The 18,773-nt window shown below is 58.5% G+C and carries 17 protein-coding genes and 1 pseudogene; 9 read left to right on the top strand and 9 right to left on the bottom strand.

Going from position 1 to position 18,773, the window contains the following annotated elements; all coding sequences use genetic code 11:
- Positions 1-68: 68 nt before the first annotated feature.
- Together EFD55_RS17905 and EFD55_RS17900 are read right to left on the bottom strand one after the other, a co-directional pair.
- Positions 69-1,040, bottom strand: a complete 972-nt coding sequence (locus EFD55_RS17905; RefSeq protein ID WP_125846398.1) for a threonine/serine dehydratase family protein — start codon at positions 1,038-1,040, stop codon at positions 69-71.
- Between the two features lie 2 nt (positions 1,041-1,042).
- On the bottom strand, positions 1,043-2,038 hold the full coding sequence (locus tag EFD55_RS17900; RefSeq protein WP_125846397.1) for an ornithine cyclodeaminase family protein: 996 nt from the start codon (positions 2,036-2,038) through the stop codon (positions 1,043-1,045).
- A gap of 459 nt (positions 2,039-2,497) precedes the next feature.
- Here EFD55_RS17900 and EFD55_RS17895 point away from each other — a divergent pair, with 459 nt between their 5' ends.
- Both EFD55_RS17895 and EFD55_RS17890 read left to right on the top strand, forming a co-directional pair.
- Positions 2,498-3,166: a haloacid dehalogenase type II gene (locus EFD55_RS17895; protein ID WP_125846396.1), complete on the top strand. Its 669-nt coding sequence runs from the start codon at positions 2,498-2,500 to the stop codon at positions 3,164-3,166.
- 82 nt (positions 3,167-3,248) lie between these two features.
- A pseudogene (locus EFD55_RS17890) lies at positions 3,249-3,647 on the top strand (NAD(P)/FAD-dependent oxidoreductase); the annotation flags it as partial.
- Positions 3,648-3,682: 35 nt separating this feature from the next.
- Here the strand turns inward: EFD55_RS17890 and EFD55_RS17885 are convergent.
- From EFD55_RS17885 to EFD55_RS17860, 6 genes are all read right to left on the bottom strand, one after another.
- Positions 3,683-5,005, bottom strand: a complete 1,323-nt coding sequence (locus tag EFD55_RS17885; RefSeq protein WP_125846395.1) for an NAD(P)/FAD-dependent oxidoreductase — start codon at positions 5,003-5,005, stop codon at positions 3,683-3,685.
- 19 nt (positions 5,006-5,024) lie between these two features.
- Positions 5,025-5,450: a RidA family protein gene (locus tag EFD55_RS17880; protein ID WP_125846394.1), complete on the bottom strand. Its 426-nt coding sequence runs from the start codon at positions 5,448-5,450 to the stop codon at positions 5,025-5,027.
- Positions 5,450-6,628 carry an alanine racemase gene (locus tag EFD55_RS17875; protein ID WP_125846393.1) on the bottom strand — a complete coding sequence of 393 codons (1,179 nt, stop codon included), beginning with the start codon at positions 6,626-6,628 and terminating at the stop codon, positions 5,450-5,452. Before EFD55_RS17875 ends, EFD55_RS17880 begins: the two co-directional genes overlap by 1 nt.
- Positions 6,629-6,706: 78 nt before the next feature.
- Entirely contained in the window at positions 6,707-7,435 is a 729-nt protein-coding gene (locus EFD55_RS17870) for a nitronate monooxygenase family protein (protein WP_125846392.1), read from the bottom strand.
- Between the two features lie 11 nt (positions 7,436-7,446).
- A complete protein-coding gene (gene pdxA / locus EFD55_RS17865) occupies positions 7,447-8,421 on the bottom strand; it encodes a 4-hydroxythreonine-4-phosphate dehydrogenase PdxA (RefSeq protein ID WP_125846391.1) in 975 nt (324 codons plus the stop codon).
- Complete coding sequence (locus EFD55_RS17860) at positions 8,418-9,638, bottom strand: four-carbon acid sugar kinase family protein (protein ID WP_245438487.1); 1,221 nt, start codon at positions 9,636-9,638, stop codon at positions 8,418-8,420. The genes pdxA and EFD55_RS17860 overlap by 4 nt, the downstream gene beginning before the upstream one ends.
- Here EFD55_RS17860 and EFD55_RS17855 point away from each other — a divergent pair.
- Positions 9,632-10,606: a LysR substrate-binding domain-containing protein gene (locus tag EFD55_RS17855; protein WP_245438486.1), complete on the top strand. Its 975-nt coding sequence runs from the start codon at positions 9,632-9,634 to the stop codon at positions 10,604-10,606. The genes EFD55_RS17860 and EFD55_RS17855 overlap by 7 nt on opposite strands.
- 124 nt (positions 10,607-10,730) lie before the next feature.
- Here the strand turns inward: EFD55_RS17855 and EFD55_RS17850 are convergent, their stop codons facing one another.
- Complete coding sequence (locus tag EFD55_RS17850) at positions 10,731-11,399, bottom strand: FadR/GntR family transcriptional regulator (RefSeq protein WP_125846389.1); 669 nt, start codon at positions 11,397-11,399, stop codon at positions 10,731-10,733.
- A gap of 204 nt (positions 11,400-11,603) precedes the next feature.
- On the opposite strand from EFD55_RS17850, the gene EFD55_RS17845 reads away from it, so the two are divergent.
- The 6 genes from EFD55_RS17845 to EFD55_RS17820 all read left to right on the top strand — a co-directional run.
- Positions 11,604-13,247: an ABC transporter ATP-binding protein gene (locus EFD55_RS17845; RefSeq protein WP_125846388.1), complete on the top strand. Its 1,644-nt coding sequence runs from the start codon at positions 11,604-11,606 to the stop codon at positions 13,245-13,247.
- Between the two features lie 57 nt (positions 13,248-13,304).
- Positions 13,305-14,975, top strand: a complete 1,671-nt coding sequence (locus EFD55_RS17840; RefSeq protein WP_125846387.1) for a peptide ABC transporter substrate-binding protein — start codon at positions 13,305-13,307, stop codon at positions 14,973-14,975.
- A 72-nt stretch (positions 14,976-15,047) separates the two neighbouring features.
- Complete coding sequence (locus EFD55_RS17835; protein WP_125846386.1) at positions 15,048-15,998, top strand: ABC transporter permease; 951 nt, start codon at positions 15,048-15,050, stop codon at positions 15,996-15,998.
- A gap of 32 nt (positions 15,999-16,030) precedes the next feature.
- Complete coding sequence (locus EFD55_RS17830; RefSeq protein ID WP_125846385.1) at positions 16,031-16,909, top strand: ABC transporter permease; 879 nt, start codon at positions 16,031-16,033, stop codon at positions 16,907-16,909.
- Positions 16,910-17,093: 184 nt separating this feature from the next.
- Positions 17,094-18,428 carry an NAD(P)/FAD-dependent oxidoreductase gene (locus EFD55_RS17825; protein ID WP_125846384.1) on the top strand — a complete coding sequence of 445 codons (1,335 nt, stop codon included), beginning with the start codon at positions 17,094-17,096 and terminating at the stop codon, positions 18,426-18,428.
- Positions 18,429-18,587: 159 nt separating this feature from the next.
- On the top strand, positions 18,588-18,773 hold a 186-nt coding region (locus EFD55_RS17820; RefSeq protein WP_148102907.1), incomplete at its 3' end, for an acetyl-coenzyme A synthetase N-terminal domain-containing protein.

Genomic DNA, 18,773 nt, shown 5'->3' with positions numbered 1-18,773 from the left:
GAGAGGATATGAGAATCGCAGACGTCGAACGGCGATCGGGGTAGTGTCCAGACCGACGCTGAGACCGATCACAGCGCCAAATTGTAAATCTCGGCAAGGTCGCTTAGATCCCAATTCCCGCCAGACAAAACCGCACACACTTTCTCATCTGGCTTCACGTGTATGCTGCCTGCCAACAGGGCTCCTATTCCGATGGAGGCGGCTGGTTCCGCGATCAATTTTGCATCCTTGGCAAGGGCGCGCATTCCGGCAATGATGTGTTCGTCTTCAACAAGAACAATCTCGTCGACATACTTTTCGATAATCGGGTACGGATTTTGACCCGGAACGCTTAACCTCAGACCATCCGCGATCGTGTTCTTTAATGGAAGCGATGTGCGCTCCTTGTTTTTACGGCTGTAGAAATATTTCGGCGTCAAGGCAGGCTCTGCCGCGATAACACGCACCGATGGCTTCGTTTCTTTGATCGCAGTGGCGATGCCCGAAATCAGCCCTCCACCGCCCAGGGGTACGATGACCGTGTCCACATCTTCCAAGTCTTCGAGGATCTCGCACCCGATCGTTCCCTGACCAGCCATTACGACGGGGTCCTCGAAGCCGTGAATGACCGCATAATTGTTTCCTTCAGCGATCTCGTAGACTTTTCTCCATCTAGCAGCATTATCGCCATCAAAAAGAATGACTTCCGCGCCAAGTGCTTCCGTATTAGCGATCTTGATTTTGGGTGTGGTGACCGGCAGCACCAACATCACTTTTACGCCGAGCATCTTGGCTGCGTAAGCAAGCGCCTGGGCGTGGTTCCCCGACGAGGTCGCAATGATCCCATTTGCGATCTCTTCTCGGGGGAGCGAGAGAGCCTTGTTCAGGGCGCCGCGGATCTTGAATGCGCCAGTGATCTGCAGGGTTTCCGGCTTGAGGTAGAGCTGACAACCAGCCGCTTTCTCGATTTTGTCGGCACGCAACAGCGGCGTGTGCCTGACGTGCGGCTTTAGTCGTTGCTGAGCTTCACGGATGTCCTGAATGGTGGGATAGTTGCGCATGGTTATTCCTCAAAAAACTGGAAGAAAGTGCCGACGTTGTTGGCTAGTGCGTTCTGATAAATTTTGTTGGCTGTCGTATTGTCTTGTATGGCCATCCCCGTGGAATCGAAAATCGTGATTTCGTCATCACTTTCTCGTCCCGGCTTCCTCCCCAATAATACCTCGCCGATTTCGCCGTGGATGTCGTCTTTGGCTATGATGTTTCTATCCAGCGGGTGCCAGGTCTCGCCCTTTTCCGTGCATTGTGAAAGCGAGTCGACGATGATTTTGGCGTTTCGGAAAAGCTCCGGATCCAGCTCCTGTTTGCCGCGCTGATCCGTGCCGATTGCAACGATGTGCGTACCGGGTTTCACCCATTCCGCTTCCACAAGCGACCCTTTCCCTCGGGTCGTTGTGATCAAGATGTCGGCCCGCTCGACCGCCTCCTTCTTCGAGCTTGCGACCGTGACGGGAATGCCGAATTCGCGCTCGATATCTGCCTTGTATTTGGAACTTGTTTCGTAGGTGCTGTCCCAGGCGTGGATCTCTTCGATCGTCATGATCTCATTGATCGCCCGGATTTGCATCCTCGCCTGGTTACCTGTGCCGATCGACGAGATCGTCCTGGCGCTCTTTCTCGCCAATGCTTTGACGGAGACGGCTCCCGCCGCCCCGGTTCTGAGGCCAGTGATCAAGCTTCCATCCATGATACAAATCAACGCACAGCTTCTGGCATCGAACAGGAGAATGGTGCCCATGCTGTTCGGCACGCCGTGTTCTACCGGGTTGTTGGTGAACCCTCCGGAATGCGCCTTCATGGAGATGATTTCAGCGACTTTATCGTAGCCAAGCTTGAAGTCGATCTCGCCACGCAGCGAGGGCAGATGAATCCCTATATAATCGGGCTGTTCCACTTGATCGCTGCTGAAGGCCTTGTAAGCCTCTTCGACCGCGCCGATGACTTCCGCCATGCTGATGAGCCGCCCTACGTCATGCTTCTTGAGCAGCAGCGTTTTCATGCGTGACCTCTCTCGTTCAGCTCATCGGATGCGTCGGCGCATTGCGACCTAACCTGCATTGATCCTATCAGGCCCAATGTGAGTCTATTGGCCGTATTCGCGCGATCTCAGGCAGATTGTTTTATGTCTCAAGGCGATTTTGGCAGAGAGTTCCGACGGCGTCCTTTGGAGCTTGGGCGGAGTGCTGAAACTATCCCGCCACTTCCAACGCTAACACCGGCGAATGATTGGGAGCTGACGCAGTCGATCTTACTCGCTGTCGCGCACGGGTACCGAATGACAAGTTTCCCGCGTCCGGCACCTCGACCGCTGTGACCCAGCAGCCCTCACAAGGGCAAATGATGTTTCCCTCCAGCATTTTGTGCTGACGTTCCGCTATCTTCGGGCAATTCAGATGCGAGCGCCGGGCTATGATTGGTCATGACTTAAACAATCCTCCCCAAAGCAAGGACGAAGCGCATGACCACTTTCCGCCCGAAATACATCACCTTCGACTGCCATGGCACGCTAATCAACTTCCAGATGGCGGAGGCCGCACGCGATCTTTACGGCGACCGAATGCGCGAGCAGAAAATGCTGCAATTTATCGCCGATTTTTCTGCGTACCGCCTTGATGAAGTCATGGCCGACTGGAAGCCTTATGCGGAAGTGATCCATAACGCACTGGCAAGGACCTGCAAACGCAACGGCATCGACTTCAAGGACGAAGACGCGCAGATGGTCTACGAACGCGTTCCCACTTGGGGGCCGCATCCAGACGTCCCGGGGGGTCTTGCCAAGGTGGCCAAGGAAATTCCACTGGTCATTCTGTCAAATGCGATGAACTCGCAGATCATGTCCAACGTCGAGAAGCTCGGCGCGCCTTTCCACGCCGTCTACACCGCCGAACAGGCCGGCGCCTACAAGCCGCACTTCCGGGCGTTCGAATACATGCTCGATATGCTTGGTTGCGGCCCGGAGGACATACTGCATTGCTCCTCCTCGTTCCGTTACGATCTGATGTCCGCACGTGACCTCGGGATCAAGAACAAGGTTTGGGTCAATCGCGCTCACGAGCCGGCCAATCCCCATTACGGATACACCGAAATCGCAGGCATCTCTGGATTGCCCGGCGTCGTCGGGCTTTAAGGTGCGAAGATAGATCCGAAAATCCGATCTCGCCGGACCGACAACCAGTCTCGGTTTGCCGTGGGATCGGGGCGGGGGGCGGAGGCTGAATTTCGGAGGGCGCGCGCGCTTCTCGGCAAATTCCGACCACGGTTCTGACGCCAAGTTCGGAGCGATCCTAAAGGCAAGCCTCGCGGAGATCTTCCCGCAACTCGCCGGTGTCGAGATCGACTATTGCTGGGGCGGGCTCGTCGACATAACCAAGGACCGGCTCCCGCGCGCAGGCTCTCATGACGGCGTCTGGCACGCCATGGGTTACTCCGGCCATGGGGCCCAGCTTTCGACCCATCTCGGAATGCTGGTCGCCGACGCGATCCTCGGCCGACAGGACCGCAATCCGATGAAGGGGTTCGAATGGCCGGCGGTCCCAGGGCACTTCGGAACGCCCTGGTTCCTGCCGCTGGTCGGCATGTATTACAAGATGCTAGACCCTATCGGATAGGAGCGAATTGTCCCAAATTCGCCCTTCCGGCACGATCAGAGACTGCCTACCTCCACTCTGGAACCGTCAAAGAAGCGCGACAGGCGGAAGGGTGTGGGATCAACACAAGGCCTATCGTTCGCAACCAGGTCGGCTGCCAGGCGGCCGATGCCCGGGCCGATGCCGAAGCCATGGCCGGAACCGCCGGCGGCCAAATAGAGGCCTTTCACATGATCGCACGCCGAGATAACGGGTACCGCGTCCGGTGTGCAATCCACATAGGCGCCCCAGCTGTCGGCGATCTCAATGCCCCCTAGCGCGGGGAACTGTTCGGTGACGCCCTTCAGAATCGCCGCGATCGTCCGGCGGCTCGGTCTTGGATCGAGAACGCGGATCCGCTCGAACGGCGAAACCCTATTCTCGTTCCAGCTTGCCAAAGCTTCCGGTCCGTGAAACATCGATCTCCCGATGCCGATCTGGACCGCTTTCAGTCGCTTCAGAAACATCGGCATGAACCAGCGCGCATAGCGGAGGCCTTGCGGCGTGATATCCAAGGTCGCCCTGCCGCTGATAGCAAGCGTGTAACTGCCATCCAATCTGCGGGTCAGCGAGCACTCCGGTGTATATATCGCCTCGCCGAGACTGGTTGTAGGCCGTGTACGAATTGCGGTCTGGCGCACGCTTGCCTGCGGGAACTGTACGCCGTACTGGCGACAGAACAGGGAGGCCCACGCACCGCCGGCGTTCAAAACAGCCTGCGAGCTGATGATCCCTTTTTCGGTGATGACGCCCGCAACTGCACCATTGACGATATCAAGACCTCGTGCAGCGCATTCCTGGTGGATAGTCGCTCCGAACTTGCGGGCACCATTCGCGATCGTTGGCGCCGCAATGGCAGGCTCACCCTTGGCATCATCGACTGAATGGACGCCGCCGAGCCAGCGGCGACCTTGCGCGGGAATTCTGTCATGCGCCTCCCGGGCAGACAGCATCTTCGTATTGACGTTGAATTGCCGGGCAAGATCAAGCCATTGTTCCCATTCCGCCAGCTGCAGCGGATCGTCTGTCGCATAGAATAGACCGCATTGGCGGAAGCCGACGTCCTCGTCGATTTTGGCAGAAAACTGGTCCCACGCCTGCATGGAAATCCCTGAGAGTGACAGTTCGCGCTCATCCCGGTTTTGCCGGCGGCACCAGCCCCAGTTTCGGCTTGACTGCTCACCGCCGACATACCCCTTTTCGATCAAAGCGACGGAGAGCCCCCGCTCCGCGAGAAAAAATGCCGCCGACGCGCCAACGATGCCGCCGCCAATGACGACGACGTCGGCCTTAGCGGGAAGCGCTTGATCGCTCCGTATGCGTTTGAGGAGTGGTGACATCGTGGCTGACCTGAATTGATTAGTCGGAGCTGTTTTCTGCCTGCCGCGCGGGAGTGTCTTGCGCGAGCACGGCGATCGCGTCGATCTCGACGAGATAGCCGTAGTGGAGTTCGGATACCGGAACCACGGTGCGCGCCGGGCGCGCCTCTCCCAGCCGCGCTGCATAAACCTGGTTGAAGCGCGGCCAGTTGCTGACGCCAACGATGTAGGCGGTCACCCTGACGAGATTGTCCGGGGTTCCGCCCGCGGCTTGCAGAACCGCCAGCATGTTCTCGATGGCCTGCCCCGCCTGCGTCTCGAACCTATCGTCGGGAAGCGGCGCCCCATCCGGCCGGATCGGGAGCTGCCCTGATATGTAAAGATGCTGGCCCGCCAGCTTCGCCTGGACATAATGACCGGCAGGGCTGGGCGCACGAACGGTATTTAGGGTTATGATGTTCGACATCACCAGCCTCCGAAGCGCGGCCAGCAAGCTTCAACGGCATGCGAGCCACTACGGACAACATGATAGACTGCGTGCTGCGCCGCGGTCGCGCATGCGTGGTTCGGCAGGATCCTCACCCGGTCTCCGATCGCCAGAACGGGCAGGCGAGCGTCCGAGTCGGGCCGCACGGCGATGATACCGTGCTCCTGGTTCGCATCGGCAACGATAATGTCCTCGTAGGCACTTCCGTCGATATCACAGACGAGGCCATATCCCTGGTCGACGGCTTGCTTGCCGGTTCCACGGTCGCGCGACAGCGACATCCATCCGCCATCAGTTATGATCCAACCCTTCTCGCGCTGGTGTCCGATAACCGTCGCCAGAACGCTGAGCGCGATGTCATCAACTTGGCAAATGCCGATGCCTGCCATCACCAGATCGAAGAACACGAACACGCCGGCGCGGACTTCAGTCACCCCGGTCAGATCCTTTGCGTGATGGGCCGTCGGCGTCGAACCGACGCTGACGACCGGGCATGGCAGACCTGCACCGCGAAGAAGTTGCGCGGCTCCAACAACCGCCAACCGCTCCGCTTCTGCATAGTGCTGCTGCGCCTCGTCGCCTCCACCTTTGTAGCTGTCGCCGGCATGGGTCAGAACGCCACGCAGCTCCGCCCCTGCGGCCAGGACCTTCCCGATCTCCAGCAACTGGGCGTGGTTGATGGGCACCACACCCGAGCGGTGGCCATCGCAGTCGATCTCGATCATGGCTGGGATCCGCATTCCGGCGTTTCGGGATGCCGCGGCAACCGCCTCCGCCTGCTCAACGGCATCGACTACCACCACGAGATCGACGCCCTTGGCACGCAGTTCGACGATACGTGCGAGCTTCTCCGGCGCGATGCCGACCGCATAGATCATGTCGCGAACGCCATCGGTCGCGAACTGCTCGGCTTCCTTCAGCGTGGAGACAGTCGCCGGCCCCTCGGGCGCACTCATGACCCGCCGGGCCACGTCAATCGATTTCGCGGTCTTCAAATGCGGTCGAAGCGACACCCCCAGGCCATCGAGCCGGTTCCTGAGCCGCGCAATATTCCGGTCCATCCGGTCCGCGTCCAGAACCAGACAGGGCGTTTCCAGCCCCTCAAGAGTGGTCGTGGCCGCCAAGCGCGTGGGCGGGTCGAACGTCGCTAGATTCATGAATCCGATCTCCAAATTCAAAATTCACCTTCTCGCAAAATCATAAAGATCGAAATTAATGGTTTGTGAACGGTCGGTTCAGCCTGATGTTAATGGTGAAAGCGCAATATCACCCGCGTCAGCCTTAATCCGCATGAGCACGTCGATCTCCTTCTCGATCTCCAACCGCAGATTGGAACTGCCTGAAAATGCGCCATTGAAAGCCGCCGTGCCAATGGTAAACCCTGCGGCGCCAGATCGTACGACGGCCGCCATCCTTTCAGGACTGTCGATCGATCCGGCAACCACTACAGGCTTCTCGACGGCCTCGCACACGCGCGTCATCAACGCTTCGACATCTCCGTTGAAGCGATAGGCGAGCAGATCGAGACCGCTGACACCGTCGATCGCAGCCAATTGCCGAGCACTGTCCACAATTGTTTCGATCGTCCCATCGAGCTTGCTCGGATGACCAACGATCTTGCCGGGGAAGGGATAGTATTGGATGTTCCTCCCAGCGATAATTGGCAGAACGACATTCGGTCGGGTTCCACCCATTAGGATGTCGACGCCAAGGTCGACCGCGGCCTGCCCGGACCGGCGCTCGCTCTCCTCGTCGAGGCTAACAACTTCCAAATAGAGCGTCGCACCCGCCGCCTTGATTGCCGAAGCAAGGCCCAAGAGTTCACCGAACGGGAGGCCAATATCCTTGAACCCCACATGCGTGATGCCTGCGGCAAGCACATCCTTGAGGCGCTCAGCCGCGTCGGCAACGGTCCGATCCTGGTTGGTCAACATAAATATGAAGTCGGGAGAAGTCTGGGGCAAAGAAAGCGCTCCTAGATTGCGTTGAGAAGCAGCGCCTGATCGAAGGCGTAGCGAAGTGAGGAATGGTCGGCCGTGCCCTGGCCCGCGATGTCGAATGCGGTGCCGTGATCGACACTGGTTCGAATGAAGGGCAAGCCGATGGTGACATTGACACCGTTGTCGATGCCGAGATATTTGACCGGAATGAGGCCCTGGTCGTGATATTGCGCAACGACGATATCGAACTCGCCCATGCGGGCTCGCATAAAAATTGTGTCTCCGGGCCACGGGCCGGACGCGTTTATTCCCAGTTCCTGAGCGCGCATGATCGCCGGCGCGATGATGTCGAGATCTTCGCGTCCGAACATGCCGTTTTCACCGGCATGGGGATTGAGGCCGGCGACCGCAACACGGGGCGAAGCAATGCCATAAGCCTTGCCTGCCCTGTGCGCCAATTCGATCGTTCTGAGCACAGATTGCTGCGTCACGAGGTCGATTGCGTCGCGCAACGACACGTGGATCGTCACCAGGATGACACGCAACTCGTCGTTTGCCAGCATCATTGCGAACTTGTCGGTCCCCGACCGTTCAGCAAGGATTTCGGTGTGGCCGGGGTAATTGAGCCCGCCCTTCTTCATCGCTTCCTTATTGATCGGCGCGGTAACGATCGCCCCGATGTTTCCTGCCAGCGCTTCGTCGATCGCTCTCACGACATAGTCGTAGCTCGCTCGCCCAGCGCGAGCGTCCACCTGACCGATCGGCATATCGCCCGGCAGATCCGAGACGTTGAGAACGGGTATGAGCGTCGCGTCTCGGACCGCCTCGTCGACCGACGCGATGGGCTGCACTTGAAGAGGAAGAGCCAAGGCCCGAACCGCGCGTTCCATCACTTTGGCGTCACCAATCACCACCGCTTGCTCCGGCAATCCGTCCGCGAAAACGCGGGCGATGATTTCCGGGCCGATTCCACAGGGATCGCCCATTGTTATGCCAACAGGTTTCTTCATTTCCTATCTCCAAGCCAGAGGCCCCGAAGCACCTCGGCTGATTTCAGCAGGATATTGGACGAGCCGAAGCCGCCCGCCTTTGTGATGATGTGAACAGGATCGGGGCCGGTCGTGCGGCCCACCGGGATGCCGGGCTCGACCTCGCCGAGAAGATTCACAGAGGCGATCTCAAGTTCGCTCAGCACGGATTCGGCGGTGTCACCGCCAGTCAGGAAGAGTCCCGTCACCGGATGATACTCCATAATCGCGCGGACAGTCTTGCCAAGAGCGATTGCGATGAACCGAGGATCGGCGGAGGTGCCACGGTCCGACGTGGTTAGAATAACGTCAGCGCTGGTTCCGGATTGTCTGTATTCGTCAGCGGCGTTTTTGGCCGCGAGGTCGGCAGAGCGAGACGCCACCTCGGCGTCGATGACGATCTGCCGGACGTTGCCAGTGCTCATCAGCCGTGAGCATTGCTCGCGGCTCAGGAGGTTGACGCTCCCAACAACGAAGAGATTGAGCGCCGCCGCGAGGGGCAACAATGTGGTGTCATCGGGGCGACCCACATAGTCTGCCAGTGCGATGGCCAGTCCTGGAGACCCACACCAAAGGATGGACTTCGGATCTGCCGCCGATTTCACCAGCCGGGCCAGATCCTCCTGCGTTGTTGCATCGGCGATCAACAACTTATGTTGATCCGCGATCAGTTCGCCGGACTTCAATACACGGATTTGCGCAAGCCCAAGGTGACGGATTTCCGCCTCTGGGATATCCCGAAACAAAGCCCGAAGGTTCGAGTCCGCTATGGGGTGGAGCGGGTCCTTTGCAAACTCGGTTTCTTCTAATGGCACGCCATGAAGAAGCTGACGTCCTCCTTCAGTAGTTCTTCCACCGGCGGGGAAAGCCGGGGCGACGATTGCGGTGGTCCGACCAGACGCCGCGAGCGCGGCTGTTATCTCAGCTCCGACGTGGCCGCGAATGGTAGAATCAACGGTATTGTAAAGGAGTTCCGCGGACGCCAGGCTTTTTGCTGCCTGCCTCGCCCGATCGGCAGCATCCTTCACGGATGCGGCCCGACTTGCCTTGTTGACGGAGATGATCGCCACATTTTCAGGGGACGATCGCCGGTAGTCAGTGAAGACAAGGCACCTGTGCCCCATGCTCACAAATGGTCCGGCGCCATCCGTCGCGCTCGTCAAATCATCGGCCAGGATTCCCACCTTCAAGATTGCCATCCTTTCGGTTTTTATGTGATGACGAGGATATTAGCGCTATTGCTTTTGCCGAAAAAACGATCAATTCTGACCGAAATCCGTCACTTTATCTCACAGATATGGCCACACGATTCCCATCTTTATCAGCGCTTCGAGCGTTTGAATCAGCTGCACGGCATTTGAATTTTGGGCGTGCCGGCGACGAATTGTTCGTCACGCACAGCGCCGTCAGCAAGCAGATCCGCTTGCTTGAGGAAGACTTGGGAGTAGCCCTTTTCGAACGACGAAACAGGGCCGTTTTCCTAACCGACCCTGGACGGCGTCTGCTTGTGACGATGAGCGAAGTGTTTCGCCAGATCAGCGAGTGTTGCGACGAAATCAAAGGTGGCGGTTCGGCACCGCTTGTACTCTCGTGTGAACCGACATTCACGCAACGCTGGCTGATCCCACGCCTTCCGCTATTTAATGCACTTCATCCGGAGATTGAGGTTCACGTACTGGCCGCTGGCGGCCCCGTAAGCTTCGACAGGAGCCATATTGATTTGGCTTTACGGAGAAGCGATTTTAGCTGGCCGCCGGAACTGTTTGTGGAAACGGTCGTCGAAGAACGTGTCGGCCCAGTATGTGCGCCACGGCTGTTGGCTTCCGGCAGCGATGAAGTCTTCTGCCTGCCTCGCATTCATTCGGCCACGCGTCGAGATGCGTGGACGCGTTACATCGCCGATAACCAGATCGGAGACCCAAATCCACCCGGCAGCCAAGTGTTCGAACACTTCTATTTGAGTATCGAGGCCGCAATCGCTGGGATAGGTGCCGCGATCGGCCCAGAGCCGCTGGTCGCCGACGCTGTGGAAAGCGGGCAACTGGTGGCGCCGCGGGGGTTCTCCAGCAACGGCTATAGTTACATCCTGTTGAGCCGACTTCCTTTCGAAGGCGATTCCAGAAAACGAAATTTCCTCTCCTGGCTTCGACGACAGTTTGGTCCCTAAAGGCCGCAGTTTTACAACACTGCGAAGCCGACACGGATTATCGACCCGATCGGCGACTTAGCGAGGATCGCAGCCAATACAGTGGACACGCATTGCGCCTCAATACCAATTGTCAAACCAAGTCTCAGATGCTCGGACCGAGGATATTGGTTCTGGCTTCGATGATATGGTCGTACATGTTTCGCTCAGCCGCTCTGCTGTCGCGGTCTTTGATTGCGTCGAGAATCGCCTGATGGCTGACGATATAGGTCGCCATGCGCTCAGAGGTCAGCGACTGTTCTTTCATTTTCCCCCAGAGGTTTCCCGCCCGTACTGCGTGAATACCTTCATAGAGCGAGGCAAGAAGACCGTTACGAGCGGCTTGGACGATGATGCGATGAAAGACGGCGTCCCATTTCTCGAATTCAACCAGTGTTTCCGACGTGCTGCCTCGCGCTATTGATTTCTGCATTTCTTCGACTTCCTGCCTTGTCGCCCGCAACGCTGCCAAGGCCGCGATCTTGGGTTCAATGATCAGCCGCGCCTCGAAAACTTCCGCCGGATAGGTACGCAAAGTGTCTCCTTCATTGGATGCCGGCCGGCGAAGCGCGCTAGAGCTTACGCCGCTGCCGGCGATAAAGGTGCCTCTGCCGACGTGCCTGATAAGGCGGCCTTCCTTCTCCAACGAACTGAGCATCCTTCTGAGGGCGGTACGCGGCAGCCCCAGTTTCAGCGCCAAATCACGCTCGGGAGGCAGGCGATCGCCTGGTTCCAGACCTTCCGCCTCAATGAAATCCTTCAACACCACGCTCATGTGACCTCCACAACAATTATTTTGCGAAACCAATTTGATCTATATTGACACCAATGGCAATACCAATCTTATATTGATCATCGAACCAGTGCCGATTGGTTGCGAATAGTGCTCAAGGCCGGTGACAAGCTGCGCACTGCTCGAAGAGGTTATGCGGCAGCATGCATAGATCGGCGCCAAAATTTCAAACGAGGAGATGAACCGATGGCCGTTATGACAGAGGCCGTTACAGCGGACGATGCAGCGCTTTCGGTGCGTGCCCTGACAGTCGACCTCCCGAAAGGCATGGAACGGGTTCATGCCGTCGAAAACGTCTCATTCGAGCTCAAGCGCGGCCAGATCCTTTGCATTATCGGCGAGTCAGGGTCGGGCAAGTCGGTAACGGCAAACACGATCATGGGGCTCTTGCCCAAGATTATTCCAGTCTCGTCGGGTGCGATCAATCTCGATGGAACGGCCATCGTCGGCGCGCCGGCAAAAAAGTTGCGCCAGCTGCGTGGCCGCGTCGTGTCCATGATCTTTCAGGATCCGCTTTCGGCGCTTAACCCGCTGATGACGGTCGGCGAGCAGGTTACCGAAGTGATGGCGGCCCATGGAGTGGGCACCAAGGCCTCGCGGCGTGACCGCGCGCTTGAGTTGCTGGCCGAGGTGGGCCTTCCCGATCCGGCACTCATGTACCACCAGTATCCGTTCAGGCTTTCAGGTGGTCAGCGCCAACGCGTCATGATCGCGATGGCGCTGGCCCTCGAGCCGACCGTTCTGATCGCAGACGAACCAACGACAGCCCTGGACGTAACCACCCAGGCGCAGATCCTGAAGCTGATCCGCGACATTCAGCGCCGCAAGGATATGAGCGTCATGTTCATCACCCACGACTTCGGCGTGGTCGCAGAAATTGCCGACAGCGTCGTGGTTATGGAGAAAGGGCGGATTGTGGAGCAGGGCACCGCCGATCAGGTTCTCAAATCCCCCAGCCACCCCTACACCAAACGCTTGATCGCCGCCGTTCCGCGCCTCACGGGCGTGGACAGAAAGCTCAAGGTGCCGACGAGCGACGAGGCAATCCTTACTGTCAATGGCTTGTGCAAAACCTATCGCAGCGGCAGCGCACTGTTCGGTAGCCAGCGTGTCGTGCCTGCGGTACAGGACGCCTCATTCATCTTGGCCGCAGGCCGAACCCTTGGCATTGTCGGCGAAAGTGGTTCCGGAAAATCGTCGTTGGGGCGACTCCTGATCAAGCTTCAGGACAGCGACAGCGGTCAGATCCTGTTTGAGGGCAAGGACATCGTCAAGCTCTCTGAATCCGAGTTCCGGCCCCTGCGCCCTCGAATTCAAATGATCTTCCAGGATCCTTTCGCCTCGCTCAATCCCCGCTCCACAATCGGTCAAATACTAACCGTCGGCCCCGTCGCACATGGTATGCCCTATGCACAGGCGCGCGAAGAGGCCCGGGCGTTGCTTTCCCACGTCGGCCTCGATGCAGGCGCCTTCGGCCGCTACCCGCACGAATTCTCGGGTGGTCAGCGCCAGCGCATCGGCATCGCTCGAGCGCTGATGTTCAAGCCTAAGCTGCTGATTGCCGACGAAGCAGTCTCCGCGCTTGACGTGTCGATCCAGGCCCAGATCCTCAAGCTGCTCGACCAAATCCAGCGCGAGACGGGCGTGTCAATGATCTTCATCACCCATGATCTGCGTGTTGCCAGTCAGATCTGTGACGAAATTGCAGTGATGCAGAAAGGCCGGGTCGTCGAGCGCGGCCCGCCGTCTCAGATCTTCCTGAAACCGCAATCGGATTACACGCGGGAACTTGTGGCTGCAATTCCGGGAGAACGAGGCAGAGACACTTGAGAAAGTTCAATTAACTCCTGGCAGTGGCTTCCTAATGAGCAAAAGAGAGGGAATGAAATGACAAAAGAGTCTAGGACCAAAAGCAACATTTCTCGGCGCGACGCACTGCGCCTGATGGCAGCCGGCGGCATTGCATGCTTTGCCGCTCCCAACCTGATCGGCAAGCCTGACATTGCCCGGGCCGCCGACAAGAAGCCTGCGGGTCGCGTCGTGGTCGGGCTTTCGCAGGAACCGACCGTCTTCAATCCGCTGATGGCCCACATCGAAACAGATGATGCGGTCCACTTCTCACTCTTCGACGCCCTCTTTCGCATGGATCCGGGCGGTGTGCTCCAGCCCAATCTTGCGCTAGAGGTGCCCACGCAAAAGAACGGCGGCATCTCGGCGGATGGCCTGAACTGGCGCGTTCGCTTGCGTGACGATGTGCGCTGGCATGACGGCCAGCCGTTTACCGCTGAGGACGTGAAGTTCACCCTTGAACTGATCACCAATCCGAAATTCCGCGCCTGGCGTACGGGCGGCCATTCGCTGGTGCGTGACCTCACGGTGGTCTCGCCAACCGAAATCACCTGGCGCATGGAGCAGGTTTTCGCTCCTTACCTGTCGTTTCTCACCGAAACCTTCATCGTGCCGAAGCACCTTCTCGAGAAGGAAGCTGATCCGAACGCAGCAGCCTTCAATCAGGCACCCGTTGGCACTGGCGCCTTCAAGTGGAGCCAGCGTGTCGCCGGCGACCATCTCGAACTGGCGGCGAACCCGGATTATTTTGGGGACGGTCCGTATGTCGAACAGGTCATATTCAAATACATTCCTGACCAGACGGTGCTCTACACCCAGTTCAAGAGCGGTGACATCGACCTCACAGACCAGGCGTACATCACACCCGACCACTACGACGAGGCCAGCAAGTTGCCGGGCCGTGTGGTGAGCCTGGTGCCTGGTGCATCCGTCGAGTCGTTCTATCTCAACCTCGAGCGGCCGCAGTTCAAGGAACTTGCGGTGCGTCAGGCACTCTATGCTGCAATGGACAGAAAGGCGATCATCGACGCCCTCTATTTCGGCGTGGTGACAACGACGGAAACCTTCATGCCGAAGGAGTCGTATTATTTCAATCCGAACCTTCCGGCGCAGGAATTCAATCTCGACGCCGCACGCAAGCTCCTCGACGAGGCCGGCTGGGTGCCGGGTTCGGACGGGATCCGTGAGAAGAACGGCGTGAAGCTGGCATTCAACAACTCGACGACATCCGGCAATAACCTCCGCGAGCAGGTGCAGCAGTTCCTGCAGCAGACATTCGCCGAAATTGGTGTCCAGATGACGATCTCGAATTTGCCGGCTGCCGTCATGTTTGGCGAGTTCTGGCTGAAGTCACAATTCGACACGGCAATCTCGGGCGTTACGCATCTGATTGCCGCGGACCCCGATGCAACCAACCGCCTGGCGAGCAGCGCGATTGCCGCGAAGGGCGGAAAGGGGTCGAACGTCGGCCAGTATTCGAATCCGGAAGTGGATGCACTGCTCAAGAAGGGTGCACAGACCTTCGATCAGGAAGCCCGTCGAGAAATCTACTACCGTATTCAGGAAATCGTGCGTCAGGACCTTCCATTCCTTCCACTGTTTGCCGCCACCTACGTGGTTGGCACGAAGGAAGGCCTTGAAGGCTGGGAACCGAATACGAACACGCGCACGGCGTCCTGGCATGCTGCCGGCTGGCGTTGGAAGAGCTGAGTTTTCCTCCCGCCGTCGCCGCCGCGCGTCGCGGCGGCGACTTCTATTGGCGCTATCAGAGGGAGAGCCTGAATGCGTAGCTTTCTAATCAACCGGTTCGCTCAAAGCCTCGTACTGCTCCTGATCGTTTCCGTCATCGGCTTCGTGGTCCTCAACCTGATTCCGGGCGGGCCCCTGGCACAATTCGGGCTCGATGCGAGCATGACGCAGGACGACTTGAACCGACTGGCGGAGCAGTTGGGCCTAAACCGTCCTCTGTGGCTGCAGTATCTGGATTGGGCCTGGCGCCTGTTGAGAGGAGACTGGGGCCACTCATTCCGCGACGGAGCGCCGGTTCTCGAGGTGATTGGACGACACCTCATGGCAACGCTGCTGCTGATGGGATCGTCCACGGTGATCGCGATCGCTATAGGTACGTGGATCGGCGTTCGCGGCGCCATAAAGCGTTATTCGGTTTTCGACTACATGGCGACGGTCGGTGCGATGGTGGCCCTTTCGATCCCGACCTTCTGGTTCGGCCTGATCGGGATCTACGTCTTCTCGCTCAGACTTGGCTGGCTGCCAGCCGGCAACATGTACACGATCGGCGACGAATCCGTGCTGAACTATCTCCACCATCTTATTCTGCCCAGCGTCGTGCTCGCGCTCGTTCATGTGGCCATCTGGAGCCGCTACATGCGAACGGCTACTCTCGACGTTATCAATCAGGAATTCATCAAGACCGCCCGCGCCAAAGGACTAAGTGAGCGTCGCATCCTGATGAAACATGTCATCGGCAATGCCCTCCTACCGATGATCACACTTCTTGGGATGCAGCTTCCCAGCGTCCTGACCGGCGCTCTGGTCACCGAGACGGTGTTTACCTGGCCGGGCATGGGACGCCTGTTCCTCGACAGCCTCGGCTACAGTGACTACCCGGTGGTGATGGGATTGCTCATGTTCTCCGCGATCCTTGTCGTGGTGAGCAACCTCGCCGCCGACATCGTTGTCGCCATCATCGATCCCCGTATCCGTCTGAGTTAAGCGCCATGAACGCTCATCAGGAGTCAGCCATCATGACTGCCATTGCAGCAAATTCGCCCCGGGAGCGCTGGTGGAACAGCCGAACTGCGCACCGTTTCATGAAGCACCATCTGGCCCTCATCGGTATGGTGATGATCACTCTCCTGACGCTCGCATGCGTCGTGGGTCCCCATTTGTTGCCGTACGATTCCCTCTATATCGACCTGCGCGCCCGCTTCGCTCCGCCCCTGACGGGCCAGCATTATCTCGGCACGGACCCGCTGGGACGAGATCTGGCCGCCCGCCTGTTCATGGCGGGGCGGATTTCGCTCTTGGTCGGTTTCTCGGCAATGCTCTTGTCGACGCTGATCGGAACCTTTGTCGGCGTGGTGGCGGGATATAGGGGTGGCCTGGTCGGCACGGTGCTGATGCGTGCCGTGGATGGCTTCCTTTCCTTCCCGTCCATCTTCCTCGTGCTTGCTCTTGCCGCTGCACTGAAGCCAAGCCCGATCATGATCACCGTCGTCATCGCCGCCACGAGCTGGATGGAAGTCGCCCGCATCGTCGAGGCCGAGGTCCGTTCCCTGCGCGAGCGTGAATTCGTGCTGGCCGGCCGCATGCTTGGACTGAGCGCAACGCACATCATGTTCCGCGAGATCCTTCCCAATGCCATAGGTCCGATCATCGTAGCGGCCACCCTTACCGTCGCCCGGGCGATCCTGATGGAGGCTTATATCAGCTTCCTCGGCTATGGAATTCAGCCGCCGCTGCCCAGCTGGGGCAATATGCTGAACGGCGCACAGCAATATCTTGGGACGGCACCTTGGCTGGCGATCATTCCCGGCGCGGCCATAACGATCGCTGTCACAAGCTTCAATTTCATCGGCGACGGGCTGCGCGATGCGTTCGATGTCCGCGGTGATCACAGCTGAGAAAATTCCGTCTCGGGCGCGACGAAAAAAGACGTCAGCTGATGCGCACGTGGTCGGCGGAACAAGCTCGGCGTCATCGCCGCCGCCGAGCGTCGGGAAAGTTCGGTGCTCGCGACGACCAATTAGTGAGCTTTATCGTTCCTGTCGGAGATGACAGGAGCACGATGCCAGAGGAATAGAGACTATGCCAGTACAGGTTCAGAAGGTAAGTGATAGCGCGTCTTTTCCAACCGAGGTCGACGTCGTCGTCATCGGGGCGGGGATCGTCGGTACCTGCACGGCCTATGAGCTCGCCCGCAAAGGAGTATCGGTTGCTTTGCTCGAAAAAGGCATCGTCGGGGGAGAGCAGTCGAGCCGCAACTGGGGATGGGTTCGCCAGCAAAACCGCGATCTCTATGAACTTGCGCTAGCCATGTACAGTCTGCGGCGCTGGGAGGAACTGAGCACTGAGACGGGTCGCGATCTCGGCTTCCGCCGAACCGGGATTCTTTACTGCACCAAAAACGAAGCCGATTTAGCCCGCTGGGGGAAGTGGGGCCAGGCTGCGCGCCTTCAAGGATTTCACAGCCAGATCCTCAGTGCTTCCGAGGCCAATCAGCGAGCGTCGGGCGGTACGTCCTCATGGATTGGCGGCGTTTGGTCTCCGACGGATGGGCGAGCGGAGCCCAGCCTTGCCGTACCGGCCATCGCTGAGGCCGCGAAGGAAAACGGCGTATCGCTCCATCAAAACTGCGCCGTTCGAGGCCTCGACATTAGCAACGGCCGGGTAACAGGCGTGTGGACAGAGCGGGGACTCGTGAAAGCCGGTACCGTTGTTTGCGCCGGCGGGGCATGGGCTTCCCGGTTTTCTCATCGATACGGCATTGAGCTTCCCGTCGCAAACATCTCCGGGACTGCAATTAAGACGACTCCCGCGCCCGAGATCATTCAAGCAGGATGTCTCTCGGCGTCAAACTTCGTGTTGCGGCGCCGGACAGACGGCGCCTACACGATCGCCGTACCGGGACGTGGCACGCTCGACATCACGCCGCAGGGGATGCGATATGCGGTGAAATTCTACCAGATGTACCGCAGCAAGATCGGCAAGAAGTTGAAGTACCGTCTGAACAGCAGCTTCTGGAATGGGCCTGATGCTATCAGCAGCTGGGAAAACGATGAAGTCTCGCCGTTCGAAAAGAACCGCATTCTGGATCCTGCGCCCGACCGGAAGCTCGTGAAGCTCGCATTGAAGAACCTCGAACGCGAATACCCGGCGCTCAAGGGAATCGGGGTCGAGCGCGCGTGGGGAGGACTCATCGATACTTCGCCAGATCTCGTCCCTGTCATTTCGAGAGTGGAGCACCTGCCTGGTTACGTGATAGCGGCGGGGTTCAGCGGACACGGCTTTGCCATTGGACCGGGTGCCGGACGGTTGGTCAGCGAGATTGTGATGAACGAGACCCCGATCACAGACATCTCACCCTACAGGCTGAGCCGCTTCAGCGACGGTTCGGCAATCAGACGGCCGGAAATGATGTAACGGTCGACGCAAGTTTGCAGTCCAAGATGCTGCTGTCAGTGTGCCTATATACCGGCCTCAGACCGACAAATGGGTTGGGACATCAATCAGACGGAACTGGCTTCAAGATTCTCGTCGAGCGGGATCGATTTTCAGGAGCCAATCACAGGGAGCTAATCAGTGGTCCTCGATCGCTACACCGTGCCGCGTCTCATCCGCGAACAAGCATTCATAGACCGGGAGAAGTACCTGAAATGGTACGAGGAAAGCGTCGAAAACCCGGACAAGTTCTGGGGCAAGCACGGCAAGCGGATCGACTGGTTCAAGCCCTATACCAAAGTCAAGAATACCTCCTTTACCGGCAAG

Origin of the sequence: Rhizobium pisi, from assembly GCF_003938655.1 — a bacterium.
Classification (GTDB): Bacteria; Pseudomonadota; Alphaproteobacteria; order Rhizobiales; family Rhizobiaceae; genus Rhizobium; species Rhizobium pisi.
The sequence above is the reverse complement of the archived record's forward strand: the minus strand, read 5'-3'. Positions and strand labels throughout refer to the sequence as shown.